We start from the raw sequence: 17,878 nt of genomic DNA, 5'->3' as shown, positions 1-17,878 counted from the left end.
TGCAAGGGAAAACCCATGTCCGAACAATCGACCGAACAGAACCGTTTCGAAGGTACCAGTTCCTATATCGCCACCGAAGACCTCAAGGTCGCGGTGAATGCCGCAGTGACGTTGCGCCGCCCGCTGCTCGTCAAGGGCGAGCCTGGCACCGGCAAGACCGTGCTGGCGCATGAAATCTCCAAGGCGCTCGGCGCTCCGATGATCGAATGGAACGTCAAGTCGACGACCAAGGCGCAGCAGGGCCTCTACGAATATGACGCGGTCGCCCGCCTGCGCGACGGCCAGCTTGGCGACGAGCGTGTCCACGACATCTCGAACTACATCAAGAAGGGCAAGCTGTGGGAGGCCTTCACCAGCCCCGAACTGCCCGTCCTGCTGATCGACGAGATCGACAAGGCGGATATCGAGTTTCCGAACGATCTCCTGCAGGAACTCGACCGCATGAGCTTCGATGTCTACGAAACGCACGAGCGTATCGAGGCCAAGGAACGCCCGATCGTCGTCATCACCTCGAACAACGAGAAGGAATTGCCCGACGCGTTCCTGCGCCGCTGCTTCTTCCACTATATCAAGTTCCCCGATCGCGACACTATGCGCGAGATCATCGAGGTGCACTATCCGGGCATCCAGAAGAACCTCGTCTCCAAGGCGATGGAGATCTTCTACGAACTGCGTGAAGTGCCCGGCCTGAAGAAGAAGCCCAGCACCAGCGAACTGCTGGACTGGCTGAAGCTCCTTCTCAACGAGGACATGCCGCTCGACGTGCTGCAGGACAGCAATCCGAACAGCGCCATTCCCCCGCTGCACGGTGCATTGCTGAAGAACGAGCAGGATGTGATGATGTTCGAACGGCTTGCCTTCATGGCGCGCCGCCAGACCTGATTCCGGCTCCGACCAGACAGCGAAAAGGGCGCGTTCCACAATCGGAGCGCGCCCTTTTCTCTCGGGGTATGTCGTTTAGTTGAGCGAGTAAGCCAGTTCGCTGTCGCCCCAGCGACGGCCGTTGATGATCAGCGGCACGTAGACGTTGCGAACGACCACGTAGTTCTTCCCGTCCCCTTCCTGGCGGTAAACCGCCATCATGTAAGGATCGGTGCTCTTCTTCGCAGCGACATCCACGCCTTCCAGCATAATGCGACCGTTGCGGCAGTACTTGGTGTCGTGGGTCAGGTCGCCGGTAGGCTTGCGCGACCGGTCCGAGACATGGGTGGGCAGGAAGCCATTCATATCGGCGGGCGAGCACATCATGATCGGGCCGCCTTCTGCCACCACCGAATCGATGATGGGGCGCCAGTTGCGGTCGGCCCAGTCGCTGAGCTTGTTGCGGAAGAGCTGCGGGTTCGTGCCCGGCACCTCCTTGTAATCCGTGTCGAAGAATTGCTCCATGGTGAGTTCGCCCTTCTCGATCGCCTCCTCGGCAATGCGGGCGAGGTTCTTTGCGTGATCGATAGCGCGCTCGACCAGCTGGCTGTCCTGCGGCGAGAGGCCCGCTTTCACCAGCTTGTCGAACATGTCGCTGGCGGTCAGCTCGAGCTCTTCCATGCGATCGTGTGCGGTCGCCAGCTTGTTTTCGTTTTCGCTGGCAGCGCGGTCGAAACTCTCGATCACGGCCGAGACACGATCGACGTGTTCGGTCATCATGCCGGTGGCACGCGCGATCTGATCGTTCTGCTGGTCGACTTCCTCGACAAGCTGGGAGACGCCCGAGATCGTCGCATCGATACTCGCGACGGAGCTCTTGGCCTCGTTGGAAGCCTTGGCGCCCGCTTCGATACGCTCGATCACGGTCGCAGCCTCGGTGCCGAGTGTTTCGATCACGTCCGAAATCTCATCCGTCGCCTTGCGCGTTTCACCCGCTAGCGACTTCACCTCATTGGCGACCACGGCGAAAGTGCGACCGGCTTCGCCTGCGCGCATCGCCTCAATTGTCGCATTGAGGGCGAGGATATTGGTGGTCTCCGCAATCTGTTCGATGTCCTGCGAACAGCGTTTCACCTGATCCATTGCCGCAGCGAAACCGGTGACATGGGTCGCCAGCGTTTCGACCAGGTCGAGGAGATTGGTGATCTGGCTCAGCGACGACTGGATCTGTGCAGTGCCCTGCCCCAGGCGCTCGATGGCGCGGGCGGACAGGAGGCGTGCCTCGTCGGATGCTTCGGCAACCTTGCGCTGGTCTTTCTCGAGCTCGTGGACAGTGCCCTGGAGCTCCGCATGCTCGGCGCGAAGGATTCCCGAACTGTCGATAACCGCCTGCACGATGCCGGCCACATCGGAACACCCGACCGTGACCTTGCCGCAAGCCTCCGGAATCGACTCGATGCTCGCAGCCTTCGAAGCATCAACAACGCTAAGTTCCATTTGATACGATCCCTTTGTCCCCGTTCTGCGGGAGGGGTCTAAACGTAAGTGGTTAGCAGCGGGTTAAGGCAAAACCCCACTTTCCCGTTTGCGCAGCGCGGCAGGATGGGTAGGACATTCCCATGTTCTTCAATTTCGTCGACGAGCTTCGCGCTGCGGGCATTCCCGCGAGCTTCAAGGAACACCTCACATTGCTGGAGGCCCTGGACAAGGACGTCATCGAACAATCGCCCGAGGCGTTCTATTACCTCAGCCGGGCGACCTTCGTGAAGGACGAAGGCCTGATCGACCGCTTCGATCAGGTTTTCTCCAAGGTCTTCAAGGGCATCCTCACCGACTACGGCCAGAACCCGGTCGATGTCCCGGAAGACTGGCTGAAAGCGGTCGCCGAGAAATTCCTTTCGGAAGAAGAGATGGAGAAAATCAAGTCGCTGGGCGACTGGGACGAGATCATGGAGACGCTGAAAAAGCGCCTCGAAGAGCAGGAAAAGCGCCACCAGGGCGGCAACAAGTGGATTGGCACCGGCGGCACTTCGCCCTTCGGTAACTCGGGCTACAACCCGGAAGGCGTGCGCATCGGCGGCGAAAGCAAGCACAAGCGGGCGATCAAGGTCTGGGACAAGCGCGAGTTCAAGAACCTCGACAACACCAAGGAACTGGGCACGCGCAACATCAAGATGGCCCTGCGTCGCTTGCGCCGTTTCGCCCGCGAAGGCGCGGCCGACGAATTGGATCTCGACGCGACTATCGACGGCACGGCCAAGCAGGGCTGGCTGGACATCCGGATGCGTCCGGAGCGGCACAATGCGGTCAAACTGCTGCTGTTCCTGGATGTGGGCGGGTCAATGGACCCCTTCATCAAGGTGACGGAGGAACTGTTCAGCGCCGCGACGAGCGAGTTCAAGAACCTGGAATTCTTCTACTTCCACAACTGCCTTTACGAAGGCGTCTGGAAGGACAACCGCCGTCGCTGGCAGGAGCGCACCAAGACCTGGGACCTGCTCCACAAATACGGACACGATTACAAGATCGTCTTTGTCGGCGATGCAGCGATGAGCCCCTATGAAATCACGCACCCGGGCGGCAGCGTAGAGCACATGAACGAGGAAGCCGGCGCCACGTGGATGCAGCGAGTAGTCAACACCTACCCGGCGACCGTCTGGCTCAATCCCGTGCCCGAAAAGCAGTGGGGCTATTCGCAGTCGACGAAGATCATGAAGCAGCTGGTAAACGACCGCATGTATCCCCTCACCCTCGACGGGCTGGACGATGCCATGCGCGAGTTGAGCCGCAAGCAGGGGTAGGCATTTGATCATGCTGGGAAAGTCTGGCATCCTTTCCTCTCGAAAGGAAAGACGATGTCTGCTTACCTTCTGGGCTTCCTGCCGTTCGCCGGGATATTGCTGAGCGCGCAGGCACAACCTGATCCCGAGATTCCTTCGGCACACTCCGAAGCGCAAATACTCAATCTTGGCCAAGACCGTACCGGCCGATGCGCCGAGGTGATCCGACAGGTTCGTGACGCCAGCGGCCAGCCATCAATTGAGCGCGGCCCTGCTGTCGAGGATGACGCGCAGTTGATAGCGGCGGTCGACAAGCGTCTCGATGGCTGTCCGGTCATGCAAATGCACGGTGATGTGTCAGACCTGCGACCTTTGCCCGAACCGAGCGACGATTTCAGGCTACGCCCTGCATCCGAGTAGATTTCAGCTGTAGATCAAATGCGGCGCGATGGTTTCGCGCCATGCTGCCTCGTCGGCGTTTGCCAAGGCGTCGAGATCGCCCGGCTCGGCCTCGCTGTCCTCCACCCATTCGCGCAGCGATGGGCCGCCATTGATCACGTCTATCGCCAACCTGTCGAACTCGTATTCGTACGGGAAGTCACGCCACAATTCGTAATCCGGATAGAGGTTGCGGATGGCCTTGAAAGCCAGCGCCTGCAACCGCCACGGCTTGAATTCATGGTGATCGTAAAACGGACCTTCCGCGTGAATCATCAAGGCATTACACAACGAACCTGAGTGCTTGTGAAAGGTTGGTTCGAACCAGCACTCGCGCAGGTGACAGCCCCTCAGCCAGCTCGGCGCCATTTCCTCCATGGTTGATAGCACGGCGGTGGCATCTACGTCGGGTGCCCCGAACAGCACCTCGAGCGGGCGGGTCGTGCCCCTGCCCTCGCTCAAGGTAGTCCCTTCGAGCATGACCGTGCCCGCATAGGCGCGCGCCATGTTCACATTGGCTGCATTTGGACTGGGATTGATCCAGATCCTGTGTTCCGGCCAACCAAAACCAGGCCCCCTGCCCGGTTTCCACCCTTCCATCTCGATCACGCGATATTCGACGTCGAGCTTGAAGTTATCGACGAACCAGCGCCCCATTTCACCCATCGTGAGGCCGTGCCGCATCGGCATCGGGGCCGCACCGACGAAGCTTTCCTGTCCAGGGACCAGCAATGTTCCTTCGACGGGACCGCCTGCAGGGTTCGGCCGATCGAGGACCCAGACTTCCTTGCCGGCCTTCGCCGCCTCTTCGAGAAGATAGAGCAGCGTCGTCACGAAAGTGTAGATGCGGCAGCCGAGATCCTGGAGGTCGAACAGGAACACATCCGCCGTGCTCATCATCTGGCCGGAGGGGCGCCGGACCTCGCCGTAAAGGCTGAAGATCGGAATACCGTGGCGCGGATCGGTCTCGTCCGCGGTCTCGACCATATTGTCCTGCTTGTCGCCCTTCAGGCCATGCTGGGGTCCGAATGCCGAGGTGACATTGATCCCCTTTGCGATCAGCGCATCGAGCGAATGCTCGAGCTGCGCCGTGACCGAGGCAGGATGCGCCACGAGGGAAACGCGCTTGCCGTCGAGCTGGGCGCGAAGGTCGGACTCCGTAAGGAGACGATCGATGCCGAATTTCATGGCGCGGTGGGTGCCGCAAGCCTTGCCGCGAAGCAAGCCGGATCATGGAAATCCGGCTGATCTTTCGCATGTTTCATCGCCCAGAAGCTTTTGATGCCGCCCTCTTCCTCCAGAACGCAGGTGAGCCCCATCTCCTGCTCGCCGTCCGAAATAGTACTCGACGGGATGGCCGCATCGAACACGGCGAAGGCCTTGCCTGGCCGCATGGTGCAATCGGGTGCCCGCAGCACGACACGCTCGCTCATGCCTTCGCGATAATCGTCGAAATCGTAGGCGTTCCATCCTTCCGAGGGTGACAGGTTCCACTCGGCGTAAGACTGCGCACCGGGCTCTTTCAGGAAGATCTCGAAACAGGTCGTTTTCCAGAGCTCGTCGCGGCGCTTGCGACCCACGAATGGTGGCAGGACAAGTCGAGCGGCACTCCCGATCCGCCACCGCACCCGCAGCCAATGCGAATCGCGCTGGAGGACCCTCGCCTCAACCGATGACACTGCCAAAGGTGGAAATGCGGGATGCGCGATCAGTTCATGCGTTTGCATGCAAGCATCTTCCTGCTAGCGGCGACGTGTCATGAGTAGCTATCAATCCGATCTCCTGCGCGTGCTCGAAGAGCGCGGCTATATCCACCAGGTAACCGACGCGGAAGGGCTGGATGCTCTTGCAGCGAAACAGATCGTGCCGGGCTATATCGGCTTCGATCCGACTGCGCCGTCGCTGCATATCGGTAGCCTGGTGCAGATCATGATGCTGCGGCGCCTTCAGCAGGCTGGTCACAAGCCCATTGTCGTAATGGGCGGAGGAACCGGCAAGATCGGCGATCCGAGCGGTCGCGACCAAAGCCGCCAGATGATGACCGACGAAATCATCGCGAACAACGTCGCCGGGATTCGCAAGGTCTTCGAACGCCTGCTGACTTTCGGCGATGGCCCGACCGATGCGGTGATGGTCAACAATGACGAATGGCTCAGCCAGCTCGGCTACATCGAATTGCTGCGCGATGTCGGCCCGCATTTCACCATCAACCGGATGCTGACATTCGATTCGGTGAAGCTGCGCCTCGACCGGGAACAGCCGCTCACCTTCCTTGAATTCAACTACATGATCCTGCAGGCCTACGATTACCGCGAGCTGGCACAGCGGTACGATTGCCGCCTCCAGATGGGCGGCAGCGACCAGTGGGGCAATATCGTCAACGGCATGGAACTCGCCCGCCGCATGGACGGCACCGACCTTTACGGGCTGACCACGCCGCTGCTGACCACTGCTGACGGCGCGAAGATGGGCAAGACCGCTTCGGGCGCGATCTGGCTCAACGAGGAACAGCTGCCCAATTACGACTTCTGGCAATATTGGCGCAATGCGGACGACCGCGACGTGGGCCGTTTCCTGCGCCTGTTCACCGACCTGCCGCTGGACGAGATTGCGCGTCTCGAACAGCTCGCGGGCGCAGAGATCAACCACGCCAAGACGGTCCTCGCCAACGAGGTGACCAGGCTGGTGCGCGGAGAAGAAGCAGCCAAACTTGCCGAGAAGACTGCTGCGGAGACTTTTGCCGGCGGCGGTGCCGGTGCCGACCTGCCCACTCTCGAAGTCGGCGCGGAAGGCATGCGCGTCGGCGCAGCCCTGACCGCGCTGGGTTTCACCGCCTCCAACGGTGAAGCGAAACGCAAGCTGGCGGAAGGTGCGGTAAAGTTGGACGGAGAAGTCGTCACCGACCCCGGGTTCCTCATCGAGGTCGCCGAAGGAGCGGAAGCGAAGCTGTCGCTGGGCAAGAAAAAGCACGCAATCCTGCGGCGGTGACGCCTCCCGAATTGAATAAGAGCAGCGGTTAACCGGATATTTGCCTTTCCGGTGCATCTTTATCGCCAGCTTAATTCAACAAGGGATCGTATCGCATGAGTGCCGGAGCACAACTCAGCGTCACCGACCAGCGCCGTATGGCGCGTCACCCGGTCGACCACCCGGTTATTGCCGAACACCACGGCAAGGGCGACATGCGCATGCATATCGCGAATATCTCGGCCAATGGCTTCATGATCGACGACGCGGAAGACGTAGCGCGCGGAGATCGCGTCGTGGTTCGCCTTCCGGTCATCGGCCGTATCGAGGCCTATTGCATCTGGTGCCGCGACAATCGCGCTGGTTTCCAGTTCGAGCGCATCATTCGCGTGGATGATTTCCTGTCGCTGATCGACACGGTCCAACCGAATCCGCGCCTGCGCAAACTGCGCTAAGCCGCAACAATCATTTTTAAACGCGCAAGCAGGCGTCTCTTCACAAGCGAAGGGGCGCCTGTCATGCGTCTGGGGTGACGCTGGAAGATACTCCCTGCCCCGACCGGTCCCCGCTGCGGATCGCCAACTTCCGCTATTACTGGATTTCGCGCCTGTCGATGACGCTGGCGCAATACGCGATGATGCTGATCATCGGGTGGCAGACATACAATATCGCGCGCGATGGCGGGATGGGCGTTGCCGAAGCGTCGGGCCAGCTGGCGCTGATCGGCCTCCTGCAATTCGTACCCCTGTTCCTGTTGACGCCCTTTTCCGGATGGGCAGCCGACCACTTCGATCGCCGCAATCTGGGCAGGTTGACGGTCCTCCTCCAGCTTGTTTGCGCCTCCCTGCTCGCCTGGCTGACGTGGAGCGGCGCGCTGTCGCTGGCATGGATCTTCGGCGTTGCTATCCTCCTCGGAATTGCCCGCGCATTTGCTGGCCCCGCTCTGTCGGCCCTCGCGCCCAATCTCGTGCCCAAGGCGATCCTGCCAAATGCGATCGCCCTGTCGAGCATATCGTGGCAGGTCGGGATGATCGTGGGTCCGGCGGTTGGCGGCTATTTCTATGCCGTCCAGCCCTTTCTGCCCTATGCCGTGGCGGCGGGTCTGTTCCTCGTTTCCATCACCTCGCTGTCCATGATCGGCAAGGTGCCTCAACCCCCGCGCGCCGTGAACCAGCGCCCGATCCACTCTATGGTGGAAGGCCTGCGTTATGTCGTGCGTAACAAGATGGTTCTCGGCGCGATCACGCTTGACCTGTTTGCGGTCTTCCTTGCGGGTGCGACAGCCCTTTTCCCCGTCTACGCCCGCGACATACTGGAGGTCGGGGAGACCGGCCTCGCCCAGCTTGCGATGGCACCGGCTGTCGGCGCTGCCCTTACCGCCCTGTGGTTTTCCTTCCGTCCCCTCAAGTCCAACGTCGGTCCCAAAATGCTGTGGGCAGTCGCGATCTTCGGCGCCGCGACCATCGTTTTCGGCCTCTCCACCTCCATGCCGCTCAGCCTCGCCATGCTGTTCATCGTCGGGGCGGCGGACATGTTCAGCGTCTACATCCGCCAGTCGCTGATCCAGTTGCACACGCCCGATGACAAGCGCGGCCGCGTCTCCTCGGTGAGCCTGCTGACGATCAGCGCATCGAACGAATTCGGCGATTTCTTCTCGGGCAGCCTCGCCTATGCCGTCGGTCCGGTCGCGGCGGTTGTCGGCGGCGGCGGAGGCGCTATCCTGACCGTCGCCCTCTGGTCGAAAATTTTCCCGGTCCTGCGCACCACCCGGACCTTCGACCCGCCTGATGAATTGAACCAAGAGACACCCGATAAAAAGCTGCAGGAGCAGACCCAATGAAAGCCCAGTCCGTTCTCGAAACCATCGGTGGAACCCCCCATATCCGCCTCGCCCGCCTGTTTCCCGACCACGAAGTCTGGGTAAAGAGCGAGCGCACCAATCCTGGCGGTTCGATCAAGGATCGTATCGGCCTCGCCATGGTCGAAGACGCGGAGAAGGCCGGAAAGCTCAAGCCCGGCGGCACCATCATCGAACCGACCAGCGGCAACACCGGTATCGGCCTCGCGATGGCGGCAGCGGTCAAAGGCTATACGCTGGTCCTGGTCATGCCCGAAAGCATGAGCATCGAGCGGCGGCGCCTCATGCTCGCATATGGCGCAAAGTTCGACCTCACTCCCAAGGAGGGCGGCATGAAGGGCGCCATCGCCCGCGCGCATGAGCTGGTCGAACAGACGGATGGCGCATGGATGCCGAGCCAGTTCGACAATCCGTCGAATTACGAAGTGCATAAGCGTACCACCGCGCGGGAAATCCTCGCCGATTTCGCCGACGAACCGATCGACGTGATGATCACCGGCGTCGGGACCGGCGGCCACCTGACCGGCTGCGCCGAAGTGCTGAAGGAGAAATGGCCTGCGATGAAGGCTTTCGCGGTCGAGCCTGCGGGATCGCCAGTGATCAGCGGCGGACAGCCGGGCCCGCACCCGATACAGGGGATCGGCGCAGGCTTCGTGCCGGAGAACCTCCACACGCAGGCTATCGACGGCGCGATCCAGGTCGATCCCGAAGATGCCAAGGAATGGGCTCGCAAATGCGCGACCACGGAAGGCATCCTCGTCGGTATTTCCAGCGGTGCAACGCTTGCCGCGATCGCCAAGAAGCTTCCCGAGCTGGACAGCGGCGCTCGCATCATGGGGTTCAATTACGATACCGGCGAACGGTATCTCTCGGTGCCCGACTTCCTGCCGGAATAAGGTTCCCTCCCATGCGCTAAGGGTTTGTCCTTACGGCATGGTGCAGAGGATATTTCGATGGCCGAACGACACTCGCCCGCATTGAGCCATGATCAATGACGGGAACGACGAGTGCTACGGGAATCGAAATTCACTGCAGAGCCGCTTCTTTCACCGGAAGCCGATGCCATGCGCATGGCGTGTGCCGCCGGGCTTACCGGCGGCAATCTCGCCCTCGCCCTGCTGGAACAGAGTGAGGATTGCATCAAGCTCCTCACGCTGCAGGGCGAACTCGACTACATGAACTGCGGCGGCATGAGGGCGATGGAGATTTCCGATTTCGGCGAGGTCAAGGGTCAGCCATGGTGGTCGCTGTGGCCTGCCGAACATCGCGCCCTTGTGCGCGAAAACTTCAGCCGCGCTGCTTCCGGGCATGAGCGCCACTTCATTGCCGACTGCCCCACCGCGGCGGGATCACCGCGTCGGTGGAGCGTACATCTGAAGCCCCTTGTGGCTCCGGCGGGGCCCGTCGTGGCAGTCCTGTGCACGTCGCGCGATATCACTGGAATGACCCAGCTGGCTGCCTAGCCGGCGCAAACGAAAAGGGGCGGCTCGATGGCCGCCCCTTCGTGTCTTGAGGTCGCTGCAGATCAGGCAGCGGTCTGGAACGCTTCTTCGCCCAGTGCCATCATGCTGTCCGCACCAGTTTCCAGCTTGCGGCGCAGGGCACCGGCATCGGGAAGATAGCGGTCCATGTAATAGCGCGCGGTAGCCAGCTTCTGTTCGTAGAACGCCTTGTCGTCGCCTGCGCTGCCGACCTTGGCCGCAGCGATCTTGGCCATCTTCAGCCACATGAGGCCGAGCGTAACGATACCCATGATGTGCATGTAATGATGCGCGCCGGCGCCCAGATGGTTGGGGTTCTGCATCGCATTGTTCATGAACCACATCGTGGCAGCCTGCTGCTGGCCGAGCGCTTTTTCGAGCTGCTCTGCCATGTCCTTGGTCACTTCGACTTCCTTCGCCGCAGCGATTTCCTCGCCCACGACCTTGAAGAATGCCTGCACGGCAGCGCCGCCCTTCTGGGCAAGCTTGCGTCCGCAAAGGTCCATTGCCTGAACGCCGTTCGTGCCTTCGTAGATCTGCGCGATACGCGCGTCGCGGACGAACTGGCTCATGCCCCATTCCTCGATGTAGCCGTGGCCGCCGAAGACCTGCTGCATGTTGGTGGCGACTTCGTAGCCCTTGTCGGTGCCATAGCCCTTGATGACCGGCGTCATGAGCCCGATCAGCAGGTCGGCCTGCTCGCGCTCTTCTTCGGTCTGTGCCTTGTGCGTGAGGTCCACCAGGAGTGCGCCCCACAGGCACAGGGCGCGCATGCCTTCAGTGAAGGCCTTCGCGTCCATCAGCATGCGACGAACGTCGGGGTGGACGAAGATCGGATCGGCTTGCGCTTCTGGTTCCGCCGGTCCGCTGAGCGCGCGGCCCTGGCGGCGGTCGAGCGCATAGGCGACTGCGTTCTGGTAAGCGGCTTCCGCCTGGCTCAGACCCTGGATGCCGACGCCGAGGCGCGCTGCGTTCATCATGATGAACATTGCAGCGAGGCCTTTGTTCTCTTCGCCGACCATCCAGCCCGTGGCACCATCGTAATTGAGAACGCAGGTCGAGTTGCCGTGGATGCCCATCTTCTCTTCGATGGATCCACAGGAGACGCCATTGCGCTCGCCCGGAGTGCCGTCATCGTTCACGATGAATTTGGGAACGACGAAAAGCGAAATGCCCTTGGTCGAATCCGGTGCGCCCGGCGTCTTTGCCAGCACGAGGTGGATAATGTTGTCCGCCATGTCGTGTTCGCCTGCGGAGATGAAAATTTTGGTGCCGGTGATCGCATAGGAGCCGTCACCGTTCGGCACGGCCTTGGTGCGGATCATGCCCAGATCCGTGCCGCAATGCGGCTCGGTCAGGTTCATGGTGCCGGTCCACTCGTTGGAGATCATCTTCGGGAGATACTTCTCCTTCTGCTCCTGCGAACCCTTGGCGATCAGCGCCGAAATCGCGCCGTTCGTCAGGCCCGGATACATGCCGAATGCCTGATTGGCGCTGGCGATGTATTCCTCCATCACGAAGCCGAGAACGTGCGGCATTCCCTGCCCGCCGAATTCCTCCGGAGCAGCGATCGTGCCCCAGCCCGCCTCGCGGAACTGGTCGAACGCTTCCTTGAAGCCCGGCGGCGTGGTGACCGATCCGTCTTCATTGCGCACGCAACCGTGTTCATCGCCGATCCGGTTGAGCGGAGCGAGCACTTCGGCGCAAAACTTTCCACCTTCGTTGATGACCGCTTCGGTCACGTCTTCGCTGACCATTTCGAATCCGGGCAGGTTTCCGTAGCTGCCGAGTTCCAGCAGCTCGTTGACCACGAAGCGGGTGTCACGGGTGGGTGCGGTGTAGATTGGCATGGTTGGTCCTTGGAGAGAATTTTATGCTTTTGGCGAGGTCTCGCCGGGGAGGGAAATCAGTCCAGCTGGTCTTCGACCAGGCTGATGAACTCGGTCAATTCCTTGATCGAACTGTCGATATCCGCGCGCTGCGCCTTAAGCTTGGCCACGTGGCGACGGCACTTCTCGAGGGTGACGCGGCGCTGTTCGGCGCGACCATCGTCCAGATCGTAAAGGTCGATCATCTCGCGGATTTCCGTGAGCGAGAAGCCCACGTTTTTCGCGCGCATGATCCACGCAAGGCGCGCGCGATCGCGCTTCGAATAGATGCGGGTCAGCCCCACCCTCGAAGGCGCGATCAAGCCTTCGTCCTCGTAGAAACGAAGTGCCCTCGCCGTGCACTCGAATTCGCTCGTCAGGTCCGAAATGGAATACTGTTCACGCTCGAGCTTGTCCGGGCGTTCGAGATGAGCGCCTGCATGGCGACGGTCGGAATCTTCGTTCGCGGAGGGATTTCTGAGAGGCTGGGACATGCCTCCCTTCTAACGCAACGTTTACGTAAGCGTCAAGTGTTGACGGGTTGGAGAACGCCGTCTTCGAGCTTGCGATAGAAACAGCTGGTCGCCCCTGTGTGACAGGTCGGTCCCGCCGGGCTGCATTCCAAGACCAACGCATCCTGATCGCAATCGACCATGATCTTTTCCACTCGCAGCACATTGCCCGACGTTTCGCCCTTCAGCCACAACATGCCACGAGACCGCGAATGAAAGTGGGCCAGCCCCGTCTCGATCGTTTTATCCAGCGCCTCTGCGTCCATGAACGCGACCATCAGGACCTCGCGACTCGCCGCGTTCACGACCACCGCGGTGAGCAATCCGTTGGCATCGAACTTCGGTGCAAAGACCTTTCCCTGCTCGCGTTCGGTTTTGGAAATGGTCATGGAATGGTCCGTTTTGTAAAAATACGACAGCTTGTTGCACGATAACCACAAGGGTGTTTCAAAATCGACCCAAATTGCGAATGCCTATTCAATGGGCGGCATGTTTGAGTGATGTTCCTTCTCGCAGGCAATGTGAGGTCTGCCAACCGGATCTTGGGTGTCGCGAGACGGCTCGGGTTCAGGGGGTCCCGGGTCCGCTGCCGCATGGGGGTACTAATGCGGCGCACCCGGTAACCATGAGGGATAGGACCCGATGCATACTGGGGGGTTTGCATCTAGTCGCAAGACGGGTCCGGTGTATTTCGTCACGTGGCGCCCGGGACCGAAAGGTTCCGGGCGTTTCGCTTATTGGGAGAGCTTCTGTCGCTTGGCGCTGACGAGTGCCTCGTCGAGGACCCGTGAAAAACAGCAGATTACGACTGACCGGGCTCCTGCCTTTTTAAGGGCTCGCACGCATGCTTCGCTTGTAGCGCCGCTGGTCAGCACGTCGTCGACCAAGAGAATGTCCCGACCTTAGAGCTGAGCCACCATGGGCGCGCGAACTCTTATCGCACCGCCGAGAACCTTCGCACGGGCTTTAGCGCCCATTCCGCCGAGGCTGGGTGTCGCCCGGGTGCGTTCGAGCGCGTCAACCAACAGCCTGCCCCGCCCTGATCGTTCCAATTCCCTCCCCAGCAACGTAGCCTGGTTGAAGCCGCGGGTCCAAAGACGCCAGCGATGCAGCGGGACCGGGACGATAACCCTGTCGACAGGCCCCGGCGGAACCCGTGCAGCAATGAGCCGGGCCAGCAGAGGGGCAAGGCCGATCTTGCGACCGTGCTTGAAGCCGAGGACGAGCTTGCGCGAGACGTCGGTGTAGAGCGTTCCGGCAGCGATACCGTCGTGGATGGGCTTCCTGCCGAGGCATGGTGCACACACCTGTTCCCGATCGGGCGTCCCTTCGCCGAAAGGGCGCTGGCACAGGCTGCAGCTGGGATCGCCGGGAATTACGAGACCGCCCCAGCATTCCTGGCACAGGCCGCCATGTTCGCCGGTCGCATCGCCGCAAGCAGGACAGCGCGGAGGATAGACGAGATCGACGAGGGGAGCCGCACCGTCGCGCAAATGTCTCCCGATCATGGCTAATCTCCCCATGCCGTTGTCGTGCCGCGCTTGCATCGCGCTGGCAAGAGCGGCAGTGCGCCCAGCATGGAAACACGGTCGCCTCCCCGCATTTTCTCGCGCCAACGCCGGATCGCCGGCCTGCGCCGCCTGCTGGTCCGCCAGTCCCAGCGCGATGCGGCGCGCTACGTCATGGACGACATGGTCGAGGACGTTCTCGAGCGCCTCGAGTTCATGCGACTTGCGCCGAAGCGCGTGCTGGTGATCGGAGACTGGACCGGGACGCTGGCCCTGTCGTTGAGAGGCAACGGCGCCGTTGTCGAAGAAACCGACGTTCGCAGCCTCGATGAAGAGGCGCCGCTACCCAGCGGCCAGTTCGACCTGATTGTCAGCCTGGCCTCGCTCGGCCGGGTCAACGACCTGCCGGGCGCCCTGCTCCACCTGCGCGCTGCGCTCGCCGAGGATGGCATCCTCCTCGCCAGCATGATCGGTTCAGGAAGCCTTGCGAACCTGCGCCGCGCCATGATCGCTGCCGAACCGGACCGGCCCTCGGCACGGATGCATCCGCTGGTCGACAACGCTTCGGCATCGGGACTCATGCAAAGAGCCCTGTTCCGCCGCCAGGTGGTCGACAGCCGGAGCGTGGAGGTGGCCTTCTCCTCGCTTGATCGCCTGGTGCAGGACCTGCGCGATCAGGGCCTCGGCTCCAGCCTTGCCTCTGCGCCCCCTCCGCTCGGCAAGGCAGCGCTCGAAAGAGCGCGAGAGGCATTCCTTGCCGGTGCGAACGACCGGGGGCGAGTCATCGAAACTTTCGAGATTTTGACCCTAACCGGCTGGAAAGACTAGCGTAGGTTCGCCTGCGCCGCCGCCAGCCTTGCGATTGGCACGCGGTAAGGCGAGGCGCTGACGTAGTCCAGCCCGGTAGCTTCGCAGAACGCGATGCTGGCCGGATCGCCGCCATGTTCGCCGCAGATACCCAGCTTGATATCTCCGCGCGTCGCCCGGCCCCGCTCCGCTGCGAGTTCGACCAGCTGGCCCACGCCATCGATATCGAGGCTCACGAAGGGATCGCGCGCAAAGATCCCCTTGTCGACATAGGTCGTGAGGAAGCGGCCCGCATCGTCGCGGCTGACGCCGAGCGTGGTCTGGGTGAGGTCGTTCGTGCCGAAGCTGAAGAATTCCCCGACTTCGGCAATTTCGCCTGCCATCAGCGCCGCACGCGGCAGTTCGATCATTGTCCCGACGAGGTAATCGACCGTGCAGCCGGAGGTTTCGAAGACCGACTGGGCCGCCTTGTCGACGACGTCCTTGAGCAATTCCAGCTCGCGGCGGGTGGCCACCAGCGGGATCATGATTTCCGGCACGGGCGCTTCGCCGCTTGCCTTGGCGACTTCGCATGCCGCCTCGAAAATGGCGCGCGCCTGCATCTCGTAAATCTCGGGATAGGTGATTCCGAGACGACAGCCACGATGGCCCAGCATCGGGTTGAATTCATGCAATTCACCCGCGCGGCGGCGCAGCTTGTCGACGCTGAAGCCGGTTGCCTTGGCCAGTTCCTCGAACTCCGCATCGCCATGCGGCAGGAATTCGTGGAGCGGCGGGTCGAGCAGGCGGATCGTGCATGGAAGCCCCGCCATGACCTCGAAGATCTTGACGAAATCGCTGCGCTGTTCGGGCAGGAGCTGGTCCAGCGCCGCGCGGCGTCCGGCCTCGTTTTCGGCCAAGATCATCTGGCGCACCAGGCTGATGCGGTCCGCATCGAAGAACATATGCTCGGTCCGGCACAGGCCGATGCCTTCTGCGCCGAACTGGCGCGCCATGCGGCACTCGGTTTCCGTCTCCGCATTGGTGCGAACGCGCATCCGGCGGTGCTTGTCGGCCCATTCCATCAGCGTGCCGAAATCACCGGCCAGCTCGGGCTCGATCGTGGCAACTTCGCCGGCCATGACCTGGCCGTTGGCGCCGTCGATCGTGATCGTGTCGCCTTCCTTTAATTCGCGATTGCCGATGGTGAGCGTGCGCCCTTCGCGCGCAATCGCCACCTGCGAGGCGCCGGACACACACGGACGGCCCATGCCGCGCGCGACGACTGCCGCATGGCTCGTCATACCGCCGCGAGCGGTCAGGATGCCCGTCGCCGCGTGCATGCCGTGAATGTCTTCCGGACTGGTTTCGACGCGCACGAGAATGACCTTCTCCCCGCGATTGGCCCACAGTTCCGCCGTATCGGCATCGAGCACGATCTTGCCGCTTGCCGCACCGGGCGAAGCAGGCAGGCCGGTGGTCAGCACATCGCGCGGCGCCTCGGGGTCGAGCGTCGGGTGAAGCAGCTGGTCCAGCGCCATGGGATCGACTCGCAGGATCGCGGTCTTCTCGTCGATCAGCCCTTCGCCGACCATGTCCACTGCCAGCTTCAGCGCGGCCTTGGCGGTGCGCTTGCCGTTGCGGGTCTGCAGCAGCCACAGCTTGCCCTGCTGCACCGTGAATTCGATGTCCTGCATGTCGGTGTAATGCCGTTCCAGCAGATCGAAGAGGCGCGCGAGCTCGGCATAGGCTTCGGGCATCGCCTCTTCCATGCTCAGCGGCTTGGCCCCTGCCGCTTCGCGCGCGGCCTTGGTCAGGTATTGCGGCGTGCGGATGCCGGCGACGACGTCCTCGCCCTGCGCATTCACCAGCCATTCGCCGTAATAGGCCTTCTCGCCGGTCGATGGATCGCGGGTGAAGGCGACGCCCGTGGCGCTGGTATCGCCCATATTGCCGAACACCATGGCCTGCACGTTGACGGCAGTACCCATGTCGTGCGGAATATCGTTGAGGCGGCGGTAAACCTTCGCGCGTTCGCTGTCCCAGCTGTCGAATACGGCGCGGATCGCGCCCCAAAGCTGCTCGGTCGGGTCCTGCGGGAATGGCGCATCATGCTCTTCGGCGACAATACGCTTGTATTCAGCGACCAGCACCTTCCAGTCATCGGCCGACATTTCCGTGTCGGCGTAGAAGCCGTTGTCTTCCTTGGTGATTTCGAGCGCTTCTTCGAACAAGCCGTGATCGAGACCGAGCACCACGTCGGAATACATCTGGATGAAGCGGCGGTAGCTGTCCCACGCGAAACGTTCGTCGCCCGACGTCTTTGCGAGGCCTTCCACCGTCTCGTCGTTGAGGCCGAGGTTGAGGACGGTGTCCATCATACCCGGCATCGACACCGCCGCTCCCGAACGTACCGATACGAGCAGCGGATCGGCTGCATCGCCAAACCCCTTGCCGACCGTGCGTTCGATATGGGTCAGAGCGTCTTCGATCGCCTTGCGCAGTTCGGGAGCGAACTCGCCGCCATGCTCGAGGTATTTGAGGCATTCCTCGGTGGCGATGGTAAAGCCGGGAGGGACCGGCATGCCGATGCTGGCCATTTCGGCAAGGTTCGCGCCCTTGCCGCCGGTGACTGTCTTGTCCTTCTGCCGGGCATTCGTATGCGGAGCATCGCCGCCGAAAGTGAAGACCGTATCCGTCACGTAGTATCCCTCAAAGTTTACAAAGGCGACAGTGCGTCACCCGTATTTCCTGCCGCCGAACCCGCGGAAATGCGGGGGTCTGCGGCGCTTTGCCGAAGGTGACACTCATACCGAAGG

The 17,878-nt window shown here is 61.7% G+C and carries 18 protein-coding genes; 9 read left to right on the top strand and 9 right to left on the bottom strand.

The window, feature by feature from the left end:
• Positions 1 to 15 precede the first annotated feature (15 nt).
• Positions 16 to 882, top strand: coding sequence for an AAA family ATPase (locus K3179_RS11620; RefSeq protein ID WP_221565283.1), 867 nt, complete (start codon positions 16 to 18; stop codon positions 880 to 882).
• 75 nt (positions 883 to 957) lie between these two features.
• On the opposite strand, the gene K3179_RS11615 is transcribed toward K3179_RS11620, so the two are convergent.
• Positions 958 to 2,358 carry a methyl-accepting chemotaxis protein gene (locus K3179_RS11615; RefSeq protein ID WP_221565281.1) on the bottom strand — a complete coding sequence of 467 codons (1,401 nt, stop codon included), beginning with the start codon at positions 2,356 to 2,358 and terminating at the stop codon, positions 958 to 960.
• Between the two features lie 122 nt (positions 2,359 to 2,480).
• Here K3179_RS11615 and K3179_RS11610 point away from each other — a divergent pair, with 122 nt between their 5' ends.
• Together K3179_RS11610 and K3179_RS11605 are read left to right on the top strand one after the other, a co-directional pair.
• On the top strand, positions 2,481 to 3,662 hold the full coding sequence (locus K3179_RS11610) for a vWA domain-containing protein (RefSeq protein WP_221565280.1): 1,182 nt from the start codon (positions 2,481 to 2,483) through the stop codon (positions 3,660 to 3,662).
• Between the two features lie 54 nt (positions 3,663 to 3,716).
• The gene (locus K3179_RS11605; protein ID WP_221565278.1) at positions 3,717 to 4,061 is read left to right on the top strand and encodes a hypothetical protein; all 345 of its coding nucleotides are present in this window, start codon (positions 3,717 to 3,719) and stop codon (positions 4,059 to 4,061) included.
• A 3-nt stretch (positions 4,062 to 4,064) separates the two neighbouring features.
• On the opposite strand, the gene K3179_RS11600 is transcribed toward K3179_RS11605, so the two are convergent.
• Both K3179_RS11600 and K3179_RS11595 read right to left on the bottom strand, forming a co-directional pair.
• On the bottom strand, positions 4,065 to 5,267 hold the full coding sequence (locus K3179_RS11600) for an exo-beta-N-acetylmuramidase NamZ family protein (protein WP_221565276.1): 1,203 nt from the start codon (positions 5,265 to 5,267) through the stop codon (positions 4,065 to 4,067).
• On the bottom strand, positions 5,264 to 5,659 hold the full coding sequence (locus K3179_RS11595) for a DOMON-like domain-containing protein (RefSeq protein WP_345722804.1): 396 nt from the start codon (positions 5,657 to 5,659) through the stop codon (positions 5,264 to 5,266). The genes K3179_RS11600 and K3179_RS11595 overlap by 4 nt, the downstream gene beginning before the upstream one ends.
• A 178-nt stretch (positions 5,660 to 5,837) precedes the next feature.
• On the opposite strand from K3179_RS11595, the gene tyrS reads away from it, so the two are divergent.
• From tyrS to K3179_RS11570, 5 genes are all read left to right on the top strand, one after another.
• Positions 5,838 to 7,067, top strand: coding sequence for a tyrosine--tRNA ligase (gene tyrS, locus K3179_RS11590; protein ID WP_221565272.1), 1,230 nt, complete (start codon positions 5,838 to 5,840; stop codon positions 7,065 to 7,067).
• A gap of 95 nt (positions 7,068 to 7,162) precedes the next feature.
• A complete protein-coding gene (locus K3179_RS11585) occupies positions 7,163 to 7,501 on the top strand; it encodes a PilZ domain-containing protein (RefSeq protein ID WP_221565270.1) in 339 nt (112 codons plus the stop codon).
• A gap of 158 nt (positions 7,502 to 7,659) precedes the next feature.
• Entirely contained in the window at positions 7,660 to 8,886 is a 1,227-nt protein-coding gene (locus K3179_RS11580; protein ID WP_425594762.1) for an MFS transporter, read from the top strand.
• A complete protein-coding gene (gene cysK, locus K3179_RS11575; protein WP_221565259.1) occupies positions 8,883 to 9,800 on the top strand; it encodes a cysteine synthase A in 918 nt (305 codons plus the stop codon). Before K3179_RS11580 ends, cysK begins: the two co-directional genes overlap by 4 nt.
• Before the next feature lie 111 nt (positions 9,801 to 9,911).
• On the top strand, positions 9,912 to 10,367 hold the full coding sequence (locus tag K3179_RS11570; protein WP_345722800.1) for a PAS domain-containing protein: 456 nt from the start codon (positions 9,912 to 9,914) through the stop codon (positions 10,365 to 10,367).
• Between the two features lie 62 nt (positions 10,368 to 10,429).
• On the opposite strand, the gene K3179_RS11565 is transcribed toward K3179_RS11570, so the two are convergent.
• From K3179_RS11565 to K3179_RS11550, 5 genes are all read right to left on the bottom strand, one after another.
• The gene (locus K3179_RS11565) at positions 10,430 to 12,235 is read right to left on the bottom strand and encodes an acyl-CoA dehydrogenase C-terminal domain-containing protein (protein ID WP_221565257.1); all 1,806 of its coding nucleotides are present in this window, start codon (positions 12,233 to 12,235) and stop codon (positions 10,430 to 10,432) included.
• Between the two features lie 56 nt (positions 12,236 to 12,291).
• Positions 12,292 to 12,747, bottom strand: a complete 456-nt coding sequence (locus K3179_RS11560) for a MerR family transcriptional regulator (RefSeq protein ID WP_100258877.1) — start codon at positions 12,745 to 12,747, stop codon at positions 12,292 to 12,294.
• 32 nt (positions 12,748 to 12,779) lie between these two features.
• The gene (hisI, locus tag K3179_RS11555; RefSeq protein WP_221565255.1) at positions 12,780 to 13,154 is read right to left on the bottom strand and encodes a phosphoribosyl-AMP cyclohydrolase; all 375 of its coding nucleotides are present in this window, start codon (positions 13,152 to 13,154) and stop codon (positions 12,780 to 12,782) included.
• Between the two features lie 345 nt (positions 13,155 to 13,499).
• Positions 13,500 to 13,607 carry a hypothetical protein gene (locus tag K3179_RS13605; RefSeq protein ID WP_425594761.1) on the bottom strand — a complete coding sequence of 36 codons (108 nt, stop codon included), beginning with the start codon at positions 13,605 to 13,607 and terminating at the stop codon, positions 13,500 to 13,502.
• 60 nt (positions 13,608 to 13,667) lie between these two features.
• Entirely contained in the window at positions 13,668 to 14,273 is a 606-nt protein-coding gene (locus K3179_RS11550; protein WP_345722796.1) for a double zinc ribbon domain-containing protein, read from the bottom strand.
• Positions 14,274 to 14,342: 69 nt separating this feature from the next.
• On the opposite strand from K3179_RS11550, the gene K3179_RS11545 reads away from it, so the two are divergent.
• Positions 14,343 to 15,101: a methyltransferase domain-containing protein gene (locus K3179_RS11545; protein ID WP_221565244.1), complete on the top strand. Its 759-nt coding sequence runs from the start codon at positions 14,343 to 14,345 to the stop codon at positions 15,099 to 15,101.
• Here the strand turns inward: K3179_RS11545 and ppdK are convergent.
• Positions 15,098 to 17,761 (bottom strand): pyruvate, phosphate dikinase, encoded by a 2,664-nt coding sequence (gene ppdK / locus K3179_RS11540; RefSeq protein ID WP_221565242.1) that lies wholly within the window; start codon positions 17,759 to 17,761, stop codon positions 15,098 to 15,100. The genes K3179_RS11545 and ppdK overlap by 4 nt on opposite strands.
• Positions 17,762 to 17,878: the final 117 nt, after the last annotated feature.

Origin of the sequence: Qipengyuania intermedia, assembly GCF_019711615.1 — a bacterium.
Taxonomy (GTDB): domain Bacteria; phylum Pseudomonadota; class Alphaproteobacteria; order Sphingomonadales; family Sphingomonadaceae; genus Qipengyuania; species Qipengyuania intermedia.
The sequence above is the reverse complement of the archived record's forward strand: the minus strand, read 5'-3'. Positions and strand labels throughout refer to the sequence as shown.